Consider the following 16,115-nt stretch of genomic DNA (forward strand, 5'->3'; position numbering starts at 1 on the left):
CGCTGGTTTCATGCGGCTGCTGCGCTCCACCGACCTCGCCCTGCGTTTCCTGATGCGGCTCGCCGTCGCGGGCGACTGCAGCCCCACGACCCGCGAGGTCGCCGCCGGCGTGGACGTGCCCTACACCCACGCGGCCAAGGTCGTCGCCGAACTGCAGCACATGGGGCTGGTCGACGCCCGGCGCGGCCGGGGCGGCGGCCTCTCCCTCACCGAACAGGGGCGTACGGCGTCCGTCGGCGCCGTCGTGCGCGCCTTCGAGGGCGACGGCGACGTCGTCGACTGCGAGGGATCGACGCCCTGCCCCCTGAACTCCGCCTGCCGCCTGCGTGGCGCACTGCGACGGGCCCAGGAGGCGTTCTTCGCCACCCTGGACCCGCTCACCGTGACGGACATCGTCGCGGAGCCGACGGGGCCGCTGCTGCTGGGGATCTCCCGGGCGTCGTGAGCTCTCAGGCCCGGCTCAGCCACAGGTCGGGGCCGAAGACCTCGTAGTGGATGTCGGCGGCGGCGACGCCCTTCTCGATCAGGCCGGCGCGCACCGCCCGCATGAAGGGCAGCGGTCCGCACAGGTACGCGCGCGTGCCCGCCGGTACGTCGACCGTGTCGAGGTCGACCAGGCCGGTGCGGGTGCCCCGCGTCGCGTCCCGCTCGTACCAGAAGTGCACGGCCGCGTCGGGGAGCTTTTCGGCGTACGCCTCGTGGTCGGCGCGCAGGGCGTGGTCGGCGGGGGAGCGGTCGCCGTGGACGACCGTGACCGGGGCGTGGTGACCGGTCTCCGCGAGCCGCGCCAGCATGGCGACCATCGGGGTCACGCCGATGCCGGCGGAGGCGAGCAGCAGGGGCGTGTCGGCGGCGTCCTCCAGGACGAGGTCGCCGTACGGGGCGGACAGCTCCAGGACGTCGCCCTCGCGCACGCGCGCGTGGAGGTGGTTCGACACCTCGCCGTCGGGCGCGTCCCCGCCGTGCCGGACCCGCTTGACGCTGATCTGCCGGAGGGTCGAGCCGGGCGCCCCGGAGAGGCTGTACTGGCGTATCTGGCGGGCGCCGTCGGGGAGGTCGGTGCGTACGGAGACGTACTGGCCGGCGCGGAAGTCGGCGACCGGCCCGCCGTCGGCCGGCCGCAGCCGGAAGGTGACGACGTCCGCGGTCTCGGCGAGGCGCTCGACGACCTCCCAGTTCCGCCAGCCCGGCTCCCCGGACTCCTCGTACAGGCGCTTCTCGATCGCGACGAGGGCGTTGGCCATCAGCCAGTAGACCTCGTCCCAGGCGGCCGCGACCTCGGGGGTCACGGCCTCGCCGAGGACGCCGGCGATGGCGGCGAAGAGGTGCTCGTGGACGAGCGCGTACTGCTCGGGCGTGACGCCCAGGGAGGCGTGCTTGTGGGCGATGCGGGCCAGCATCGCGTCCGGGCGCGTGTCCGGGTGCTCCAGGAGATGCGTCGCGAAGGCCGCGATCGAACCGGCGAGCGCCTGGCGCTGCGTGCCGGCCGCCTGGTTGCCGCGGTTGAACAGGTCGCGCAGCAGCTCGGGGCGGGCGGTGAACAGGCCGGCGTAGAAGCGCTCGGTGATCTCGTCGAGGTGCGCGCCGACGGCGGGGAGGGTGGCGCGAACGGTGGCGGCGGCTTGCTCGGACAGCATCGGGACTCCTCTTGGTCGTCCGAGCCCGGTCCTGCGAACTCGGCTGATCGGAACCGTAGTTAAACTTGCATTTGAGATGCAAATTATCGGGGAGTGGCGTCGCTCACGGATGGAGCGGGTCCGGGCGTTACGGATGTCGGTCCGAGCAGGCAAGATGGGCTGCGGAGCCGTACACCCGCCGCCGTGTGTGAGGCGTTCAGGCCGAGGCCGTCTCGACGATCAAGGTCGGCAACGCGCACGAAATGCTGTTGTGGTGTGATGCTCAGGTGCCCGACCGCCTCCTGTGGGACAGGGAGACAGGCGGCCTGACCAGCAAGGATGGGGAAGCGGAAGATGGACAAGCAGCAGGAGTTCGTACTCCGGACCTTGGAGGAGCGCGACATCCGGTTCGTACGCCTGTGGTTCACGGACGTGCTGGGCTTCCTCAAGTCCGTCGCCGTGGCCCCGGCCGAGCTGGAACAGGCCTTCGACGAGGGCATCGGCTTCGACGGCTCGGCCATCGAGGGCTTCGCCCGCGTATACGAGTCCGACATGATCGCCAAGCCGGACCCGTCCACCTTCCAGATCCTGCCCTGGCGCGCCGAGGCCCCCGGCACCGCCCGCATGTTCTGCGACATCCTCATGCCGGACGGCTCCCCGTCCTTCGCCGACCCGCGCTACGTCCTCAAGCGTGCCCTCACGCGCGGCTCCGACCTGGGCTTCACCTTCTACACCCACCCCGAGATCGAGTTCTTCCTGCTGAAGGACCGCCCCCTCGACGGCACCCGCCCCACCCCCGCCGACAACTCCGGCTACTTCGACCACACCCCGCAGAACATCGGCATGGACTTCCGCCGCCAGGCGATCACCATGCTGGAGTCGATGGGCATCTCGGTCGAGTTCTCCCACCACGAGGGCGCACCCGGCCAGCAGGAGATCGACCTGCGCTACGCCGACGCCCTCTCGACGGCCGACAACATCATGACCTTCCGCCTGGTCATGAAGCAGGTGGCGCTGGAGCAGGGCGTCCAGGCGACGTTCATGCCGAAGCCGTTCTCGGAGCACCCGGGGTCCGGCATGCACACCCACCTCTCGCTCTTCGAGGGCGACCGCAACGCCTTCTACGAGTCCGGCTCGGAGTACCAGCTCTCCAAGGTCGGCCGCTCCTTCATCGCGGGCCTGCTGCGCCACGCGGCGGAGATCTCGGCGGTCACCAACCAGTGGGTCAACTCCTACAAGCGCATCTGGGGCGGCTCCGAGCGCACCGCCGGCGCCGGCGGTGAGGCACCCTCCTACATCTGCTGGGGCCACAACAACCGCAGCGCCCTGGTCCGCGTGCCCATGTACAAGCCCGGCAAGACCGGCTCCGCGCGCGTGGAGGTCCGCTCCCTGGACTCCGGCGCCAACCCGTACCTGTCCTACGCGGTCCTGCTCGCCGCCGGCCTCAAGGGCATCGAGGAGGGCTACGAACTCCCGCCGGGCGCGGAGGACGACGTCTGGGCCCTCTCCGACGCCGAGCGCCGCGCGATGGGCATCGAGCCGCTCCCGCAGAACCTGGGCGAGGCCCTGACCCTGATGGAACGCAGCGACCTGGTGGCAGAAACCCTGGGCGAACACGTCTTCGACTTCTTCCTGCGCAACAAGCGGCAGGAGTGGGAGGAGTACCGGTCCGAGGTGACGGCTTTCGAGCTGCGGAAGAACCTGCCGGTGCTGTAAGGCAGGTCAGGGGGCGGTACCTGCCCTTTGGGTGTATGGGGCTGACGGTCGCAGACCGGCAGCCTCACCACGTCTCGCGAGCCCTGGGCCGTCAGGCGGATCTCACAGCGTCGTATTTGCAGATTTCACTGCATCGATCAAGGCCCGCGCACGGCGCGGGCGCGCCGCCTCTGCGGCGCGGCCTGCCTCCTAATGGCGCCGTAAGACGCTTGGCGGTGTCTCATGGCCGAGCGTCTTGAGCGGGTGGGCATGTGGTGATCCGTAGTCGCTCCTGAGGCCTGACCTCTCAAGACAGAGCCGGCCCCACATGCCTTCCCGCTCCGTGAAGCAGCGCCGGGGGTGGCGGTGCCGGTCCGCGCTCCTGCCTTCGTCCCGCGCGGACAGGCCCCGCCGCCCCCGGCTCGCACTCTCGTGGTCCAAGATCGGACATTAACAGGCAGGCTCACAAACCTGCCCGATCCGCGGGCCAGCGTAATGGGCGATAATCACTCGCGCCAAAGCAGCTCCGTAAGTTGTTCGGTGGCCCGGGAGGGCCGGATGTGGCTTCAAAGCAGCTTGCCGACCGTGGCTCGGCTGGAGTGGCCGTCCGGTCCTTCGGGGCGCCCTGGTCGCTGATTGAAATGCGCGGAACGCGTCGCTGTTTACGGAGCTGACGACGGGGTGTCCTACGGGCCCGACGGAAGGAAACTCGGCTGCGGGAGGGACGCGTGAGCAAACAGCGGGCCCGGATATGGGTCGGTATCGACGCGGGCAAGGGCCACCACTGGGCCGCGGTGGTCGACGAAACCGGCGCGACTCTGTGGTCGAAGAAGATCGAAAATGATGAGTCGGCGATCCTGACCGCACTCGGCGAGATTCTGGACCTGGCCGATGAGGTGCACTGGGCGGTGGACATCGCCAGCAGGTCCTCCGCACTGCTGCTGGCGCTGCTGACAGCCCACGGGCAGCAGGCTGTCTATGTGCCCGGCCGGACGGTCAACCGCATGGCCGGCGCCTATCGGGGCGAGGCCAAGACGGATGCCCGCGACGCCTATGTCATCGCCGAAACCGCCCGCCACCGCAGGGACTTCGCCACCCTCGACGTTCCCGCACAACTGGCCGCCGACCTCGCGCTCCTGACCGCTCACCGCACCGACCTGGTCACCGACCGGGTGCGGACGGTCAACCGGCTCCGCGATGTGCTCACGGGCATGTTCCCCGCTCTGGAGCGAGCCTTCGACTACTCGGCCCGCAAGGGCGCGCTGGTGCTGCTGACCGGCTACCAGACCCCGGCCGCCCTGCGCCGACGCGGCCTGGCCCGCCTGACCTCTTGGCTGGTCAATCGAGGTGTTCGCGACGCGGACAGCGTGGCCGCCACGGCGATGGAAGCCGCCCGGGCCCAGCAGACCACGCTGCCCGGCGAGGACTCCGCTGCACAGATCATCGCTGACCTGGCCACTCAGATCCTGGCCCTGGACGACCGGCTCAAGCGCATCGACCGGCAGATCCGCGACGCCTTCCGCACCCACCCACAGGCCGGGATCATCGAGTCGCTGCCCGGCATGGGGCCCATCCTCGGAGCCGAGTTCGTCGTCGCCGCGGGCGACATGACCGCCTACACCGACGCCGGCCACCTTGCCTCGGCCGCCGGGCTGGTCCCAGTCCCACGCGATTCCGGCCGCCGAACCGGCAACCTGCACCGGCCCAAGCGCTACAGCCGCCGCCTGCGCAGGGTCTTCTACCTGTCCGCGCAGACCAGCATCATCCGCGACGGCCCCAACCGGGAGTACTACCTCAAGAAGCGCGGAGAGGGCTGCAAGCACGTCCAGGCCGTCATCGCTCTCGCGCGACGCCGCACCAGCGTGTTGTGGGCTCTGCTACGCGACAACAGGGCCTTCACCCCTGTCCCGCCCACCGTGCAGGCGGCTTGACCCGTCACTGAAACTCCGCCGAACCCGTCGCGGATGATGAGGAGTCGCATCCCGCTACCGCTCACAGGGGACAAATGATCAAAATCGAATACCGGCAGACCGGCCCCTACGTGGACCAAGGCCAGGAGAACCGCGAAGGAGTGGACCTCGCCGTCGTCAGCCGTGCTGACCTGCGCTGGTACTACTTCCTGTCGGACCTTACGTTCACGATCGACGAGGCCGAGCTGAGCCCGCCGTGGTCGTGGACGCCCGTTTTCGACTTCATGTGGTCGATGAAGGGTGCACTCGAACACTTGGAGCGGGGCGAGCGGACGACGATCGGCTTCACGGAGAACGCTGAGCTGATCAGCTTCCTCCCGGAAGGCGAGGAGGTACGGGTCTCATGCACATACGCAGCCACAGAGGCTGTCTGTGGACTCGTCGATCTCAAGGACGCCTGGGTGGCCCTCCGAGAAGCCGTGCTGACGCAGCTCAGTGTTGAGTACCCAAGACTCGCGGCCAACCCAGTACTCGCGGAGCTCCGGCCCTGACTGCCTAACCCCGAGGCGGCCGGCACCTTGCTCTGGAGGACACAGAGCAAGGCAGCGTGGTTGAGGCCGGTGGGGGTGCAGCGAGGCACACGCGCGCCTCATCAGTCGGCATAGCCGCCGTCGTGGCTGACTTTCGTCGGCTGAGGCACGGACGATCCCCGACAGGAGGCGCCGTCCTCACAAGCGGAGGTCGCCCCATGGGCTTGACTCGGTCATTGAAACTCCAGCCCAAAGTTCACGGCCTGGAACAGCAGGTCCTCCCACTCAGCGTCGAGCAAAGCTTCGCTTCCTCTTCATTCCTTGTTGTGGACACGGAACACATTGTCTTTGCAATCCGCTGCAAGGTCCCACGCGCCCATGCTGTTCCCTCTCAGATCATTGTCCTCGACCACACCACCACCCCCCTCGTAGATCCATATCGCCTCATATCCGTTGCCCTTAATCCGGTTGGTGCGCAGGGTGGGGTTGCCACCCTCGCTGATCGCCACGCCCGCCCCAGTGTTGCCGGTGATGTCGTTGTCCTCCAGCGTCCCCAGACCGCTGTCATAGACGTAGACGCCGGCCTGCTTGTTGTCATGGATCTGGTTGTGGCGCAGGGTGGGGTTGCCACCCTCGCTGATCGTCACACCCTGCGTGGTGTTGCCGGTGATGTCGTTGTCCTCCAGCGTCCCCAGACCGCTGTCAAAGACATAGACGCCGGACTGCTTGTTGTCATGGATCTGGTTGTGGCGCAGGGTGGGGTTGCCACCCTTGCCGATCGCCACGCCCTGCGTGGTGTTGCCGGTGATGTCGTTGTCCTCCAGCGTCCCCAGACCGCTGTCAAAGACATAGACGCCGGACTGCTTGTTGTCATGGATCTGGTTGCGGCGCAGGGTGGGGTTGCCACCCTTGCCGATCGCCACGCCCTGCAGGGTGTTGCCGGTGATGTCGTTGTCCTCCAGCGTCCCCAGACCGCTGTCAAAGACATAGACGCCGGACTGCTTGCTGTCGTGGATCTGGTTGCGGCGCAGGCGTGGGTCGGCTCCGTTGCGGATGGCGACGCACGCGAGCCCCTGGCTGCTGATGTCGCAGCCTTCGAGTTCCAGCCGCCCCTGGGTGATGTCCACGCCGAACCAGTGCCCCGCCGCTGTCTGACGCAAGGTCAGGTTGGTGACCCGGCCGATGCTGGCCTGGAACATCAGTGCGTCGGCGTCGGCGGCGCGGATTTGGATCTCGGCGGCCGGGCCGTCGCCGAGGACCTCCAGCGGTTTGTCGATCACCAGGCCTTCCTCGTAGAGGCCTGGCCGGACCAGTATCCGGTCACCTGCTTGCGCGGCCTTGATCGCCGCACCGATGGTCGTGAAGTCTCCCCGGTGGTAGGGGTCGACCACATGGGTCGGCGGTTCGGACTTGGCCGTGCTCCTCTTGGCATCCGCTCCCATCCGTTCCGAAACCCCAGGTCCTTCTTCATGGGCCTCCGCGCGGCGGGCGGTGGGCGCCCGGGGGGCAGTGGGCGGCTTCCAGAAGGTGTCTCGCATGCGTGACGCCAACTGTGCGGTGGCCTTGCGGACCACTGGTGAGGTGAACGGCTCGAACCGCAGCTCACGCCAGTCGGCGTACTGGCGTGAGTACAGCACCCGGGCCATCTCGTCGGTTTCGCGCAGCTCGGGATCGTCCAACTCTTGGGCGCTGATGTAGTACACCGGCAGGATCAGGTCCTTGCGGCCCAAGTCGCGCTCCCGCTCCAGGAACCGTGTCACCTCCGACCGACAAGCGGGGCTACGGAACAGGCTCGGCGTAACAATCACCAGCAACAGTGTCACCGCGTCCAGCGCTTCGTCGATGCGCTGCTGCCAGTTCTGGCCCCAGGCGACATCGTTGCGATCCTGGAAGATCGCGAACTCCTCGCCCGTCTGTGCCCGCACCTCGGCACCAAGCCGTTCTCTGAACTGGCTGAGCAGGCCGTCATCATGCTGATCGTTGAAACGGACATAACTCATGAAAGCTGCAGGCTGACCGGACATGACATCCCTCCCCCACCACAACGTGCAAATACTGACACACAGGGAGTTGTGAGGTGTCCGATTCCTAAGGGCCGGGATCTCCAAGCGATGTACAGCAGCGCAGTACCGCAACCCCAGCAACTGTCCCCGTCAGGTAGCGCCTCTCCGGGGCTTCGTAACGGCCGATGTGACCGTCGCTGACCTATCTGGCTAGAGCTACGGATCAGAAGGCGTCTGACATCCACGGCTGACATCAACGACACCGCACGGAGGCGCACACCAACGACTCTGTTTGGCCGTCGCACCAGTCGACGGCAGCAGTCGGAGCGGGCTCGGATCGAACTCCTAAAGCGGTGGTCAGAGCGCCATGGATACATCCTGTCCGTTTAGCGCGAGGTGACGTAGGAGCTCCGATATTAACGGAGCTCCCGTGAGAGGCGGTCAGGAAGCGTTTGGCGCCGAAAGGGTGCGCTCGTACAGGGTGTTGACGGCCTTCCGTGTCCGGGAGTCACTGCTCGGCATGAGGTGCGTGTAAACCGGGAGTGTGAACCCCGGATCGTTGTGCCGGACGGCCTCACGGATTCCTTCGGCCATCCAGGTGTCCGGGTCCTGTTCGTGCATCAGCGACACGTACCCGGCGACCGAGAAGAGGGAGTCGAAGACGTCGTCGGCCTTGCGGGCGTCGGTCTGCCTCGCCTTCTCGTCCAGCACGCCGCGCAGTGCCGTCTCCATCTCCTCCCCGCAACGGATCAGCTCGTCGAACGCGTCGGGCGAGGACTCCACTGCGGCCATGGAGGCGTCGGGCTCGTAGGGCGGGAACGCCTCGCCGTTCACCGCGGCCGTGGCGCCGTGCAGGCAGTGCTCCAGCCGGGCCGCTTGTTCGAGGCGAGAGAGTCCCTCTGCGCGCAGGGTCTGCGACAGCGCGGACAGCCAGGCGTCGAGTTCGTCTGTCCGCACGCGTTCGAGTGCGCTCTCTGTCACGCCGTGCCCCCTGCCGCATTCAGCCCGGATGCCGGGCATACCGATGTGGTTCCCGTCCACGCCTCCCCCCAAGCGGGACTCCGCGACTATCGACCGATGTAGGCCGCAGACACCGCCGCCGTGCTGATGCGCTGTGGCGTTCCCGTGCCGTTCGCCGGGACGGTGTACAGGTCCGCGCCGTAGTCGCCCGGGAGGGCGTAGACCAGGGTGTGGGCGTCGCGCCAGACCGGCTGGTCGTCGACGCTGCGGGGTTCGGCCAGCGGGGTTTCCCGCATGGTGCGCAGGTCCAGGACGTACAGGCGCCAAGGGGCGTCCTTCGGGAGGCCCTCCACCCGTTTCTTGAAGGCGATCCGGGTGCCGTCGGGGGACAGGGACGGGCATTCGACATTGGGGTGGAGCGCGGTGAGCGTGCGGGCGCGGAGGTCGCCCCGGACCAGGTAGGTCCGGCCCTTCGTCGCCATGGTGGCGTAGAACGTACGGTCGTCCGGCGCGAACGTCACGCCCCAGAAGTTCAGGTCCGCCGCGCGGTAGACGCGGCCGCCCTTCAGGACCCGGTAGGCCTCCAGTGACGGGGTCAGCTTCCCGGTGCGGACGTCCACGATCGCCGCGCGGGTCGAGAAGTTCGTACCGGCGTACGAGTCGCCGCCCACGAAGGCCGTCCACGCCGCGAAGTGGCCCGTGGGGGAGACGCGGGCGCGGGACGGGATGCCGGGGACGTCGTACCTCGCCCGCTCCTTCAGGTGCGCGTCGAGGATGACCGCCCGGTAGGTGTCGGAGACCGCGCCGTGCACCGCCTGGAGGCACACTCCGGTGCCCGACGCGGCGTAGAAGCGCAGGCACTTGACGCCGGAGGCGGTGCGCGGGCCGGAGGGGTCGGTCGCCGGGACGCTCGTCAGCTCGTCGCGGTGCGGGCCCCACGCCATGTTGCGGAACACCATCCGGCCGGGGGTGGTCAGGGTGACGGTCCCCGACGTCACCCTGGGGCCGCCCGGCTGGGCCCGGTCACGGCGATCCGCGCGCGCCGAGGCGTGCAGGACCGAGGCCACGGCGACCGCCGCGAGCGCGGCCAGGGCCGCCAGCAGGACGAGGATGCGGTTGCGCAGGATCATGCGGGGACCTTCCGGGCGGCGGCGGGTCGTGGAGAGCGTGGGGCGGGGGCGCGGTCGGTGTCCGGGTCGGCAGGGGTCATGCGGGGGCCTTCCGGGCCCGTGGCGGGTCGTGGAGAGCGTGGGGCGGGGGCGCGGTCGGTGTCCGGGTCGGCAGGGGTCATGCGGGGACCTTCCGGGCCGTGGCGGGTCGTAGGAAGGCGACCGAGACCGCCGCGCACAGCGCCAGTGCCGCCGTCGACGCCAGCAGCGCCGTACGGTCGCCCCACAGCGACCACGCGGCGCCGAACCCCAGTGAGCAGGCGAAACGGGCGAGTGCCTGGCCGGTCTGCACGACCGCCAGCCCCGACGACCGCAGGTGCTCCGGCACGCCGTCCGAGGCCGCCGCCATCAGCACGCCGTCGGTCGCCGCGTAGAAGGCGCCGTGCAGGAGGAGGACGGCGTAGGGGAGCGCGGGGCCGTGCCAGGCGGTGAGCAGGAGCGCGTACGCGCCCAGCAGGGCGCCGTGGCCGGCGAGGAAGACCCGCCACCGGCCCACCCGGTCCGCCAGCCTCCCGAGCGGTACCGCGAGCAGCAGGAACGCTGCGGCCGTGCCGAGGGGGAGCAGGGCGAACCAGCGGTCGGGGACGCCCAGCCGGCGCTGGAGCAGCAGGTAGACGAAGGAGTCGCCGATCGTCGCCAGGCCCAGCAGGAGCGCGCAGATCGTGACTCGGCGGACGTCGCGGCGGCGCAGCAGGGCGAGAGCGGCGCGCAGGGTGGGACGCGGAGCGAGTTCGGCCGGCGGAGCCGGGTGCGCGTGCGGCGTGGGATCGACGTCCACTGTCGGTGGAACCGCCGGTCCCCCCGGCACGAACAGCACCAGGACCAGCACCCCCACCGCCGCCACGCAGAAGCTGACCGTGAACACCGCGTCGTAGCCGTCCACCGTCGCCCGCAGGATCAGGAACGCCGCCAGCGGGCCCAGCAGCGCGCCCGCCGTGTCCATCGCCCGGTGCACGCCGAAGGAACGGCCCCGCGTCTCCGGCGTCGACGACAGGGAGATGAGCGCGTCCCGCGGGGCCGTGCGCAGGCCCTTGCCGGTGCGGTCGGCGGCCAGGACGAGGCCGATGGGGGTGAGGGAGTGGGCCAGGAGCAGGAGCGGCTTGCACAGGGCCGAGATGCCGTAGCCCAGGCCCGCCACCCACTTGTGGCGGCCGCCGCCGCGGTCGGCCAGATGGCCCCCGGCCAGGCGTACGAGCGCCGAGAAGCCGTTGTAGATGCCGTCCAGGAGCCCGAAGCCCAGCGGGGACAGGCCGAGGCCCGTCACCAGGTACAGGGGGAGCACCGCCGTCACCATCTCCGACGAGACGTCGGTGATCAGGCTGACGGTGCCGAGCGCGAGGACCGTGGGAGCGACCGCGGCGCGGCGCCGCCCGGCGCGAGGAGGCCGGGCGGCGCCTTCCGCGGACGCCGGGGTCGTCGCCCGGCTGTCCGCTACGTACACGTCAGGACGCCCAGATACCGGTGATGTCCGTCGCGGAGGCCGCGTTGCCCGCGTGCGTGGACAGGCCCTGCGTGTCCTCCAGGGTGCGCAGCAGGTCGTAGTGGTTGTACGTGGTGGACGACGACGAGCCCGCCGTCACCGGCTGGCCGTACAGGACCGTCGGGATGCGGTTGCCCGACAGCCGGTTGTCCTCGTCGAAGGTGATGACGAGCAGGCTGTTGTGGGTCTTGGCCCAGGTGGCGTAGCCGCCCAGGTTGTTCTTCAGCCAGGTGTCCCCGGTGGACACCGAGCAGTCGTGCATGTCGCTGCACAGGTTGGGGGTGACGAAGGAGATCTGCGGCAGCGTCGAGTAGTCCGTGGGGAACTGCGCGAACGTCTTGGCGCTGGATGTCGGCACGTTCTTGAAGCCGAACCACGGGTCGTGCTTCTGGGCGTAGTTGCCGCTGCTGCAGGTGGTCGAGCCCTGGCTGGGCAGCGACTCGTTGTAGCTGGCCCACGTGCGGCCCGCCGCGATGGCCTCCGAGGCGAGGTTGGCGGCCGAGGAGAACCCCGGGGTGACGCAGCTGTCGTCGGTGACGCCCTGGGTGGAGCCGGAGAACAGGGCGTAGTAGTTCGGCTGGCTCGGGTGGGTGATTCCGTACGACTGGGTCAGGTTCGCACCGCCGGTCTTCAACGAGTTGATGTACGGCGCGCTGGAGGAGCCGATGACCTGGCTGTAGGCGTGGTTCTCCATGACCACGACGACCACGTGGTCCGGGGTCGGCACGGCCGAGGCCGCGGACGAGGAGCCGCCGAGACCGGTCCACAGACCGACGGCCGCGGCCGTGAAGGCGAGCGTGGACGCGAGTGCGGCGCGGCCGCGGCGGGCCCTCGGACGGGCAGGACTTGCGGTACTGCCGGACACATCAACCTCCGGAGGGGGGAAGGGCGGGGCTGGCGGTGCGGACAGAGCATGCACACGCCAACATTCCCGTACCCCACGGTGCCCAACCGGACGGATGAAGAGCGGGTGAACTAAAGCCGCTCGGCGGCCTGCCGCGCCAGCACCTCGTGCAGCGGTTCGAGCGCCCGGCGCCGGTACTCCTGGATCGCCCATCCGTTGCCGTCCGGGTCCTTGAAGTACAGGAACGTCGCCCCGTCCTGGTCGGCGAACCGCTGCGGCTCGCTGACCTCGAGACCACGTGAGGTCAGCTCCTCGTACGCGGCCTTCGCGTCCGTCACACAGAGCTGCATCCCGTGGTACGTACCAGGCTGCGGCATGCCGGTCGGCACCTGCAACCCGTCGACCAGCGCGATGGAACACCCCGAGCCGGGCGGGGTGAGCTGGACGATCCGCACCCCCTCCATCACCTCGCCGTCGAGGTCGACGTGGAAGCCGACCTTGTCCCGGTAGAACTCCTTGGCCCGGTCCACGTCCGAGACCGGCAGCAGGATCACTTCAAGACTCATGTCCATGGAAACGACTCCCTCGTCGTCGTACGGCTGCTCCTCACCGAAGCCGAAAACCGCCCGGGGCGCCACCGAATAGCGTGCCGAAAGCCGCCCGGGGCGCCGCCGAATAGCGTCCTGGGGCCACCGAATGGTGTCCGGGCGCCACCGATCAACGTCGGGGCGCGCGCCGCCGAATCGCCTCCTGAGGCCACCGAACAGCCCGAAGGCAGGGTCTCCGCCCGGGCGCTCGTGTCGGTGCCTGCGGTTAGGCTCGGGCCAGTACGACCTTGATCCGAGGGGAGGCCGCGGATGACGGCGCCGGGGCGCAGGAGCAGTACCTTCACACGGCTGCTGCGGCACGGCTTCACCGATGCCTCGGCCGCCGAGCGACTGCTGGACAGCGTCGAGCTGATGCCCGTGCGCGACGACCCGGTGCTGCTGGAGGCCCTGGGCGCCACCGCCGACCCGGACCAGGCGCTGCTCGGTCTCGTACGGCTGCTGGAGGCGCAGCCCGACCCGACCGCGCGCCGCGAGCTGCTCGACACCCTGATAGCGGCCAAGCCGCTGCGCGACCGCCTCCTCGGCGTGCTCGGCGCCTCCGCCGCGCTCGCCGACCACCTGGCCCGGCACCCCCGGGACTGGCACGCGCTCGTGACGTACGAGCCGCGCGACCTGCACCCGGGCGTGGAGGAGTTCGAGCGGGGCCTCGCCGAGGCCGGCGACCCGGTCTCCCTGCGGGTCGCCTACCGCCGCTGTCTGCTGTCCATCGCCGCCCGTGACGTCTGCGGCACCACGAACGTCGCCGAGACCGCCGCCGAGCTCGCCGACCTCGCCACCGCGACCCTGCGCGCCGCCCTCGCCCTCGCCCGCGCCGCCGCGCCCGAGGACGCCGCGCTGTGCCGGCTCGCGGTGATCGCGATGGGCAAGTGCGGCGGCCACGAGCTCAACTACGTCTCCGACGTCGACGTCATCTTCGTGGGCGAGGCGGTGGACGGCGCCGACGAGGGCAAGGCGCTCAGGGCCGCCACCAAGCTGGCCTCGCACATGATGCGGGTCTGCTCGGAGACCACCGTCGAGGGCTCCATCTGGCCCGTCGACGCCAACCTCCGCCCCGAGGGCAGGAACGGCCCCCTGGTGCGCACCCTCTCCAGCCATCTCGCCTACTACCAGCGCTGGGCCAAGACCTGGGAGTTCCAGGCGCTGCTCAAGGCCCGCCCGGTGGCCGGCGACATCGAGCTCGGCGAGGAGTACGTCACCGCCCTCGAACCCCTCGTCTGGCAGGCCGCCGAGCGCGAGAACTTCGTCGCGGACGTGCAGAAGATGCGCCGCCGGGTCGTCGAGAACATCCCCGCCGCCGAGGTCGACCGCGAGCTGAAGCTCGGCCCGGGCGGCCTTCGGGACGTCGAATTCGCCGTCCAACTGCTGCAGTTGGTGCACGGGCGGGCGGACGCGTCGCTGCGCAGCGGGACCACGCTGGACGCGCTGCAGGCGCTCGCCGCCGGTGGGTACGTGGGGCGGCAGGACGCCGTGCAGCTCGACGACGCCTACCGGTTCCTGCGGTCCATGGAGCACCGCATCCAGCTGTACCGGCTGCGGCGCACGCACCTCGTCCCCGAGGACGACGCCGACCTGCGCCGCATCGGCCGCTCCCTCGGCCTGCGCGTCGATCCCGTCGCCGAGCTGACCCGCGAGTGGCGGCGGCACGCGGCCGTCGTACGCCGTCTGCACGAGAAGCTCTTCTACCGTCCGCTGCTCGACGCCGTGGCCCAACTCGCGCCGGGGGAGTCCAGGTTGAGCCCCGAGGCCGCGCGGGAGCGGCTGGTCGCGCTCGGGTACGCCGACCCGGCCGCCGCCCTGCGCCACCTGGAGGCGCTGGCGTCGGGAGTGACGCGCAAGGCCGCGATCCAGCGGACCCTGCTGCCCGTGCTGCTGGGCTGGTTCGCGGACTCCGCCGACCCGGACGCGGGTCTGCTCAACTTCCGCAAGGTGTCGGACGCGTTGGGCAAGACGCCCTGGTACCTGCGGCTGCTGCGGGACGAGGGCGCCGCCGCGGAGAACCTCGCGCGCGTGCTGTCCGCCGGCCGGCTCGCCCCCGATCTGCTGATGCGCGCCCCGGAGGCGGTGGCGCTGCTCGGCGACGGCGACGGCGGGGGGCTGGAGCCGCGCGGGCGGGACCATCTGGAGCAGGAGATCCTCGCCGCGGTCGGCCGCGCTGACGGCGCGGTCCAGGCGGTCACGGCGGCGCGTGGCGTACGGCGGCGGGAGCTGTTCCGCACGGCCGCCGCGGACATCGTGGGTTCGTACGGCACCGAGACGCACCCCGCCGAGGCCGATCAGGGCGCCCTCGTGGACCGGGTCGGCGCGGCGGTGTCCGACCTGACCGCGGCGACCATCGCGGGCACGCTGCGCGCGGTGGTGCGGGACGGCTGGGGGGATGAGCTGCTGACCCGGTTCGCCGTCATCGGCATGGGCCGCTTCGGCGGCCACGAACTGGGCTACGGCTCCGACGCCGACGTCGTCTTCGTGCACGAGCCGCGCGAGGGCGTGGCCGAGCGGGAGGCCTCCGACGCGGCGAACAAGGTCGTCTCCGAGATGCGGCGGCTGCTGCAGATCCCCAGCGCCGACCCGCCGCTGCTGATCGACGCGGACCTGCGGCCCGAGGGCAAGTCGGGCCCGCTCGTGCGGACGCTGAACTCGTACGAGGCGTACTACCGCCGCTGGTCGCTGGGGTGGGAGTCGCAGGCGCTGCTGCGGGCCGAACCGGTCGCGGGCGACGAGGACCTGGGCCGCCGCTTCGTCGACCTGATCGATCCGCTGCGGTACCCGGCGCGGGGGCTCGGGGACGAGGCCGTACGGGAGATCCGGCGGCTGAAGGCCCGGATGGAGGCCGAGCGGATGCCGCGCGGCGCCGACCCCAAGCTGCACACGAAGCTCGGCCCCGGCGGCCTGTCCGACGTCGAGTGGACCGTGCAGCTGCTGCAGCTGCGGCACGGGTACGCGGAGCCGGGGCTGCGTACGACGCGGACGCGCGCGGCACTGGCGGCGGCGCATGCCGCCGGGCTGATCTCGGCCGAGGACGCGGAGATCCTGGACGAGGCGTGGGTCCTGGCCACGCGCGTGCGCAACGCCGTGATGCTGGTGCGCGGACGGGCCGGGGACACCTTCCCGTCGGACGGCCGCGAGGTGGCCGCCGTGGGGCGCTACCTGGGCTACGGCGACGGAAGGGTCGGCGACATGCTCGACGCCTACCGCCGCACGGCGCGCAGAGCACGGGCGGTGGTGGAGGAGCTGTTCTACGGGGGCTGAGGGAAGTCCGACGAGCCTCTGCGAGGGCCACAGGGCTCCGCGAAGGCTGAGCCA

At 70.3% G+C, this 16,115-nt stretch carries 12 protein-coding genes; 5 read left to right on the top strand and 7 right to left on the bottom strand.

Annotation, left to right across the window (positions count from 1 at the left end):
• Positions 1 to 10: 10 nt before the first annotated feature.
• Positions 11 to 445: an RrF2 family transcriptional regulator gene (locus tag ACQF4J_RS32425; protein WP_351572534.1), complete on the top strand. Its 435-nt coding sequence runs from the start codon at positions 11 to 13 to the stop codon at positions 443 to 445.
• Positions 446 to 449: 4 nt separating this feature from the next.
• Here ACQF4J_RS32425 and ACQF4J_RS32430 read toward each other — a convergent pair whose 3' ends face one another.
• Positions 450 to 1,637 (bottom strand): globin domain-containing protein, encoded by a 1,188-nt coding sequence (locus tag ACQF4J_RS32430; RefSeq protein WP_427167452.1) that lies wholly within the window; start codon positions 1,635 to 1,637, stop codon positions 450 to 452.
• Positions 1,638 to 1,970: 333 nt separating this feature from the next.
• Here ACQF4J_RS32430 and ACQF4J_RS32435 point away from each other — a divergent pair, with 333 nt between their 5' ends.
• The 3 genes from ACQF4J_RS32435 to ACQF4J_RS32445 all read left to right on the top strand — a co-directional run bounded on the left by ACQF4J_RS32435 (position 1,971) and on the right by ACQF4J_RS32445 (position 5,772).
• Positions 1,971 to 3,332: a glutamine synthetase family protein gene (locus tag ACQF4J_RS32435; protein WP_351572540.1), complete on the top strand. Its 1,362-nt coding sequence runs from the start codon at positions 1,971 to 1,973 to the stop codon at positions 3,330 to 3,332.
• A 707-nt stretch (positions 3,333 to 4,039) separates the two neighbouring features.
• On the top strand, positions 4,040 to 5,242 hold the full coding sequence (locus ACQF4J_RS32440; RefSeq protein ID WP_427167453.1) for an IS110 family transposase: 1,203 nt from the start codon (positions 4,040 to 4,042) through the stop codon (positions 5,240 to 5,242).
• Between the two features lie 74 nt (positions 5,243 to 5,316).
• Entirely contained in the window at positions 5,317 to 5,772 is a 456-nt protein-coding gene (locus ACQF4J_RS32445) for a hypothetical protein (protein WP_427167454.1), read from the top strand.
• A gap of 293 nt (positions 5,773 to 6,065) precedes the next feature.
• Here the strand turns inward: ACQF4J_RS32445 and ACQF4J_RS32450 are convergent, their stop codons facing one another.
• The 6 genes from ACQF4J_RS32450 to ACQF4J_RS32475 form a co-directional block, all read right to left on the bottom strand.
• Complete coding sequence (locus ACQF4J_RS32450; protein WP_427167455.1) at positions 6,066 to 7,775, bottom strand: right-handed parallel beta-helix repeat-containing protein; 1,710 nt, start codon at positions 7,773 to 7,775, stop codon at positions 6,066 to 6,068.
• A 420-nt stretch (positions 7,776 to 8,195) separates the two neighbouring features.
• The gene (locus ACQF4J_RS32455; protein WP_427167456.1) at positions 8,196 to 8,735 is read right to left on the bottom strand and encodes a hypothetical protein; all 540 of its coding nucleotides are present in this window, start codon (positions 8,733 to 8,735) and stop codon (positions 8,196 to 8,198) included.
• Between the two features lie 86 nt (positions 8,736 to 8,821).
• Entirely contained in the window at positions 8,822 to 9,844 is a 1,023-nt protein-coding gene (locus ACQF4J_RS32460; RefSeq protein WP_427167457.1) for a TolB family protein, read from the bottom strand.
• Positions 9,845 to 10,001: 157 nt separating this feature from the next.
• Positions 10,002 to 11,324 (bottom strand): MFS transporter, encoded by a 1,323-nt coding sequence (locus ACQF4J_RS32465; protein WP_351799981.1) that lies wholly within the window; start codon positions 11,322 to 11,324, stop codon positions 10,002 to 10,004.
• 1 nt (position 11,325) lies between these two features.
• The gene (locus ACQF4J_RS32470) at positions 11,326 to 12,228 is read right to left on the bottom strand and encodes an alkaline phosphatase family protein (RefSeq protein ID WP_351572551.1); all 903 of its coding nucleotides are present in this window, start codon (positions 12,226 to 12,228) and stop codon (positions 11,326 to 11,328) included.
• A gap of 110 nt (positions 12,229 to 12,338) precedes the next feature.
• The gene (locus tag ACQF4J_RS32475; RefSeq protein ID WP_351572554.1) at positions 12,339 to 12,779 is read right to left on the bottom strand and encodes a VOC family protein; all 441 of its coding nucleotides are present in this window, start codon (positions 12,777 to 12,779) and stop codon (positions 12,339 to 12,341) included.
• Between the two features lie 285 nt (positions 12,780 to 13,064).
• Between ACQF4J_RS32475 and ACQF4J_RS32480 the strand changes: the two genes are divergently transcribed.
• Positions 13,065 to 16,061: a bifunctional [glutamine synthetase] adenylyltransferase/[glutamine synthetase]-adenylyl-L-tyrosine phosphorylase gene (locus tag ACQF4J_RS32480; protein ID WP_427167458.1), complete on the top strand. Its 2,997-nt coding sequence runs from the start codon at positions 13,065 to 13,067 to the stop codon at positions 16,059 to 16,061.
• The last annotated feature ends 54 nt before the right edge of the window (positions 16,062 to 16,115 follow it).

The organism is Streptomyces sp. C1-1 (assembly GCF_050214755.1).
Taxonomy (GTDB): Bacteria; Actinomycetota; Actinomycetes; order Streptomycetales; family Streptomycetaceae; genus Streptomyces.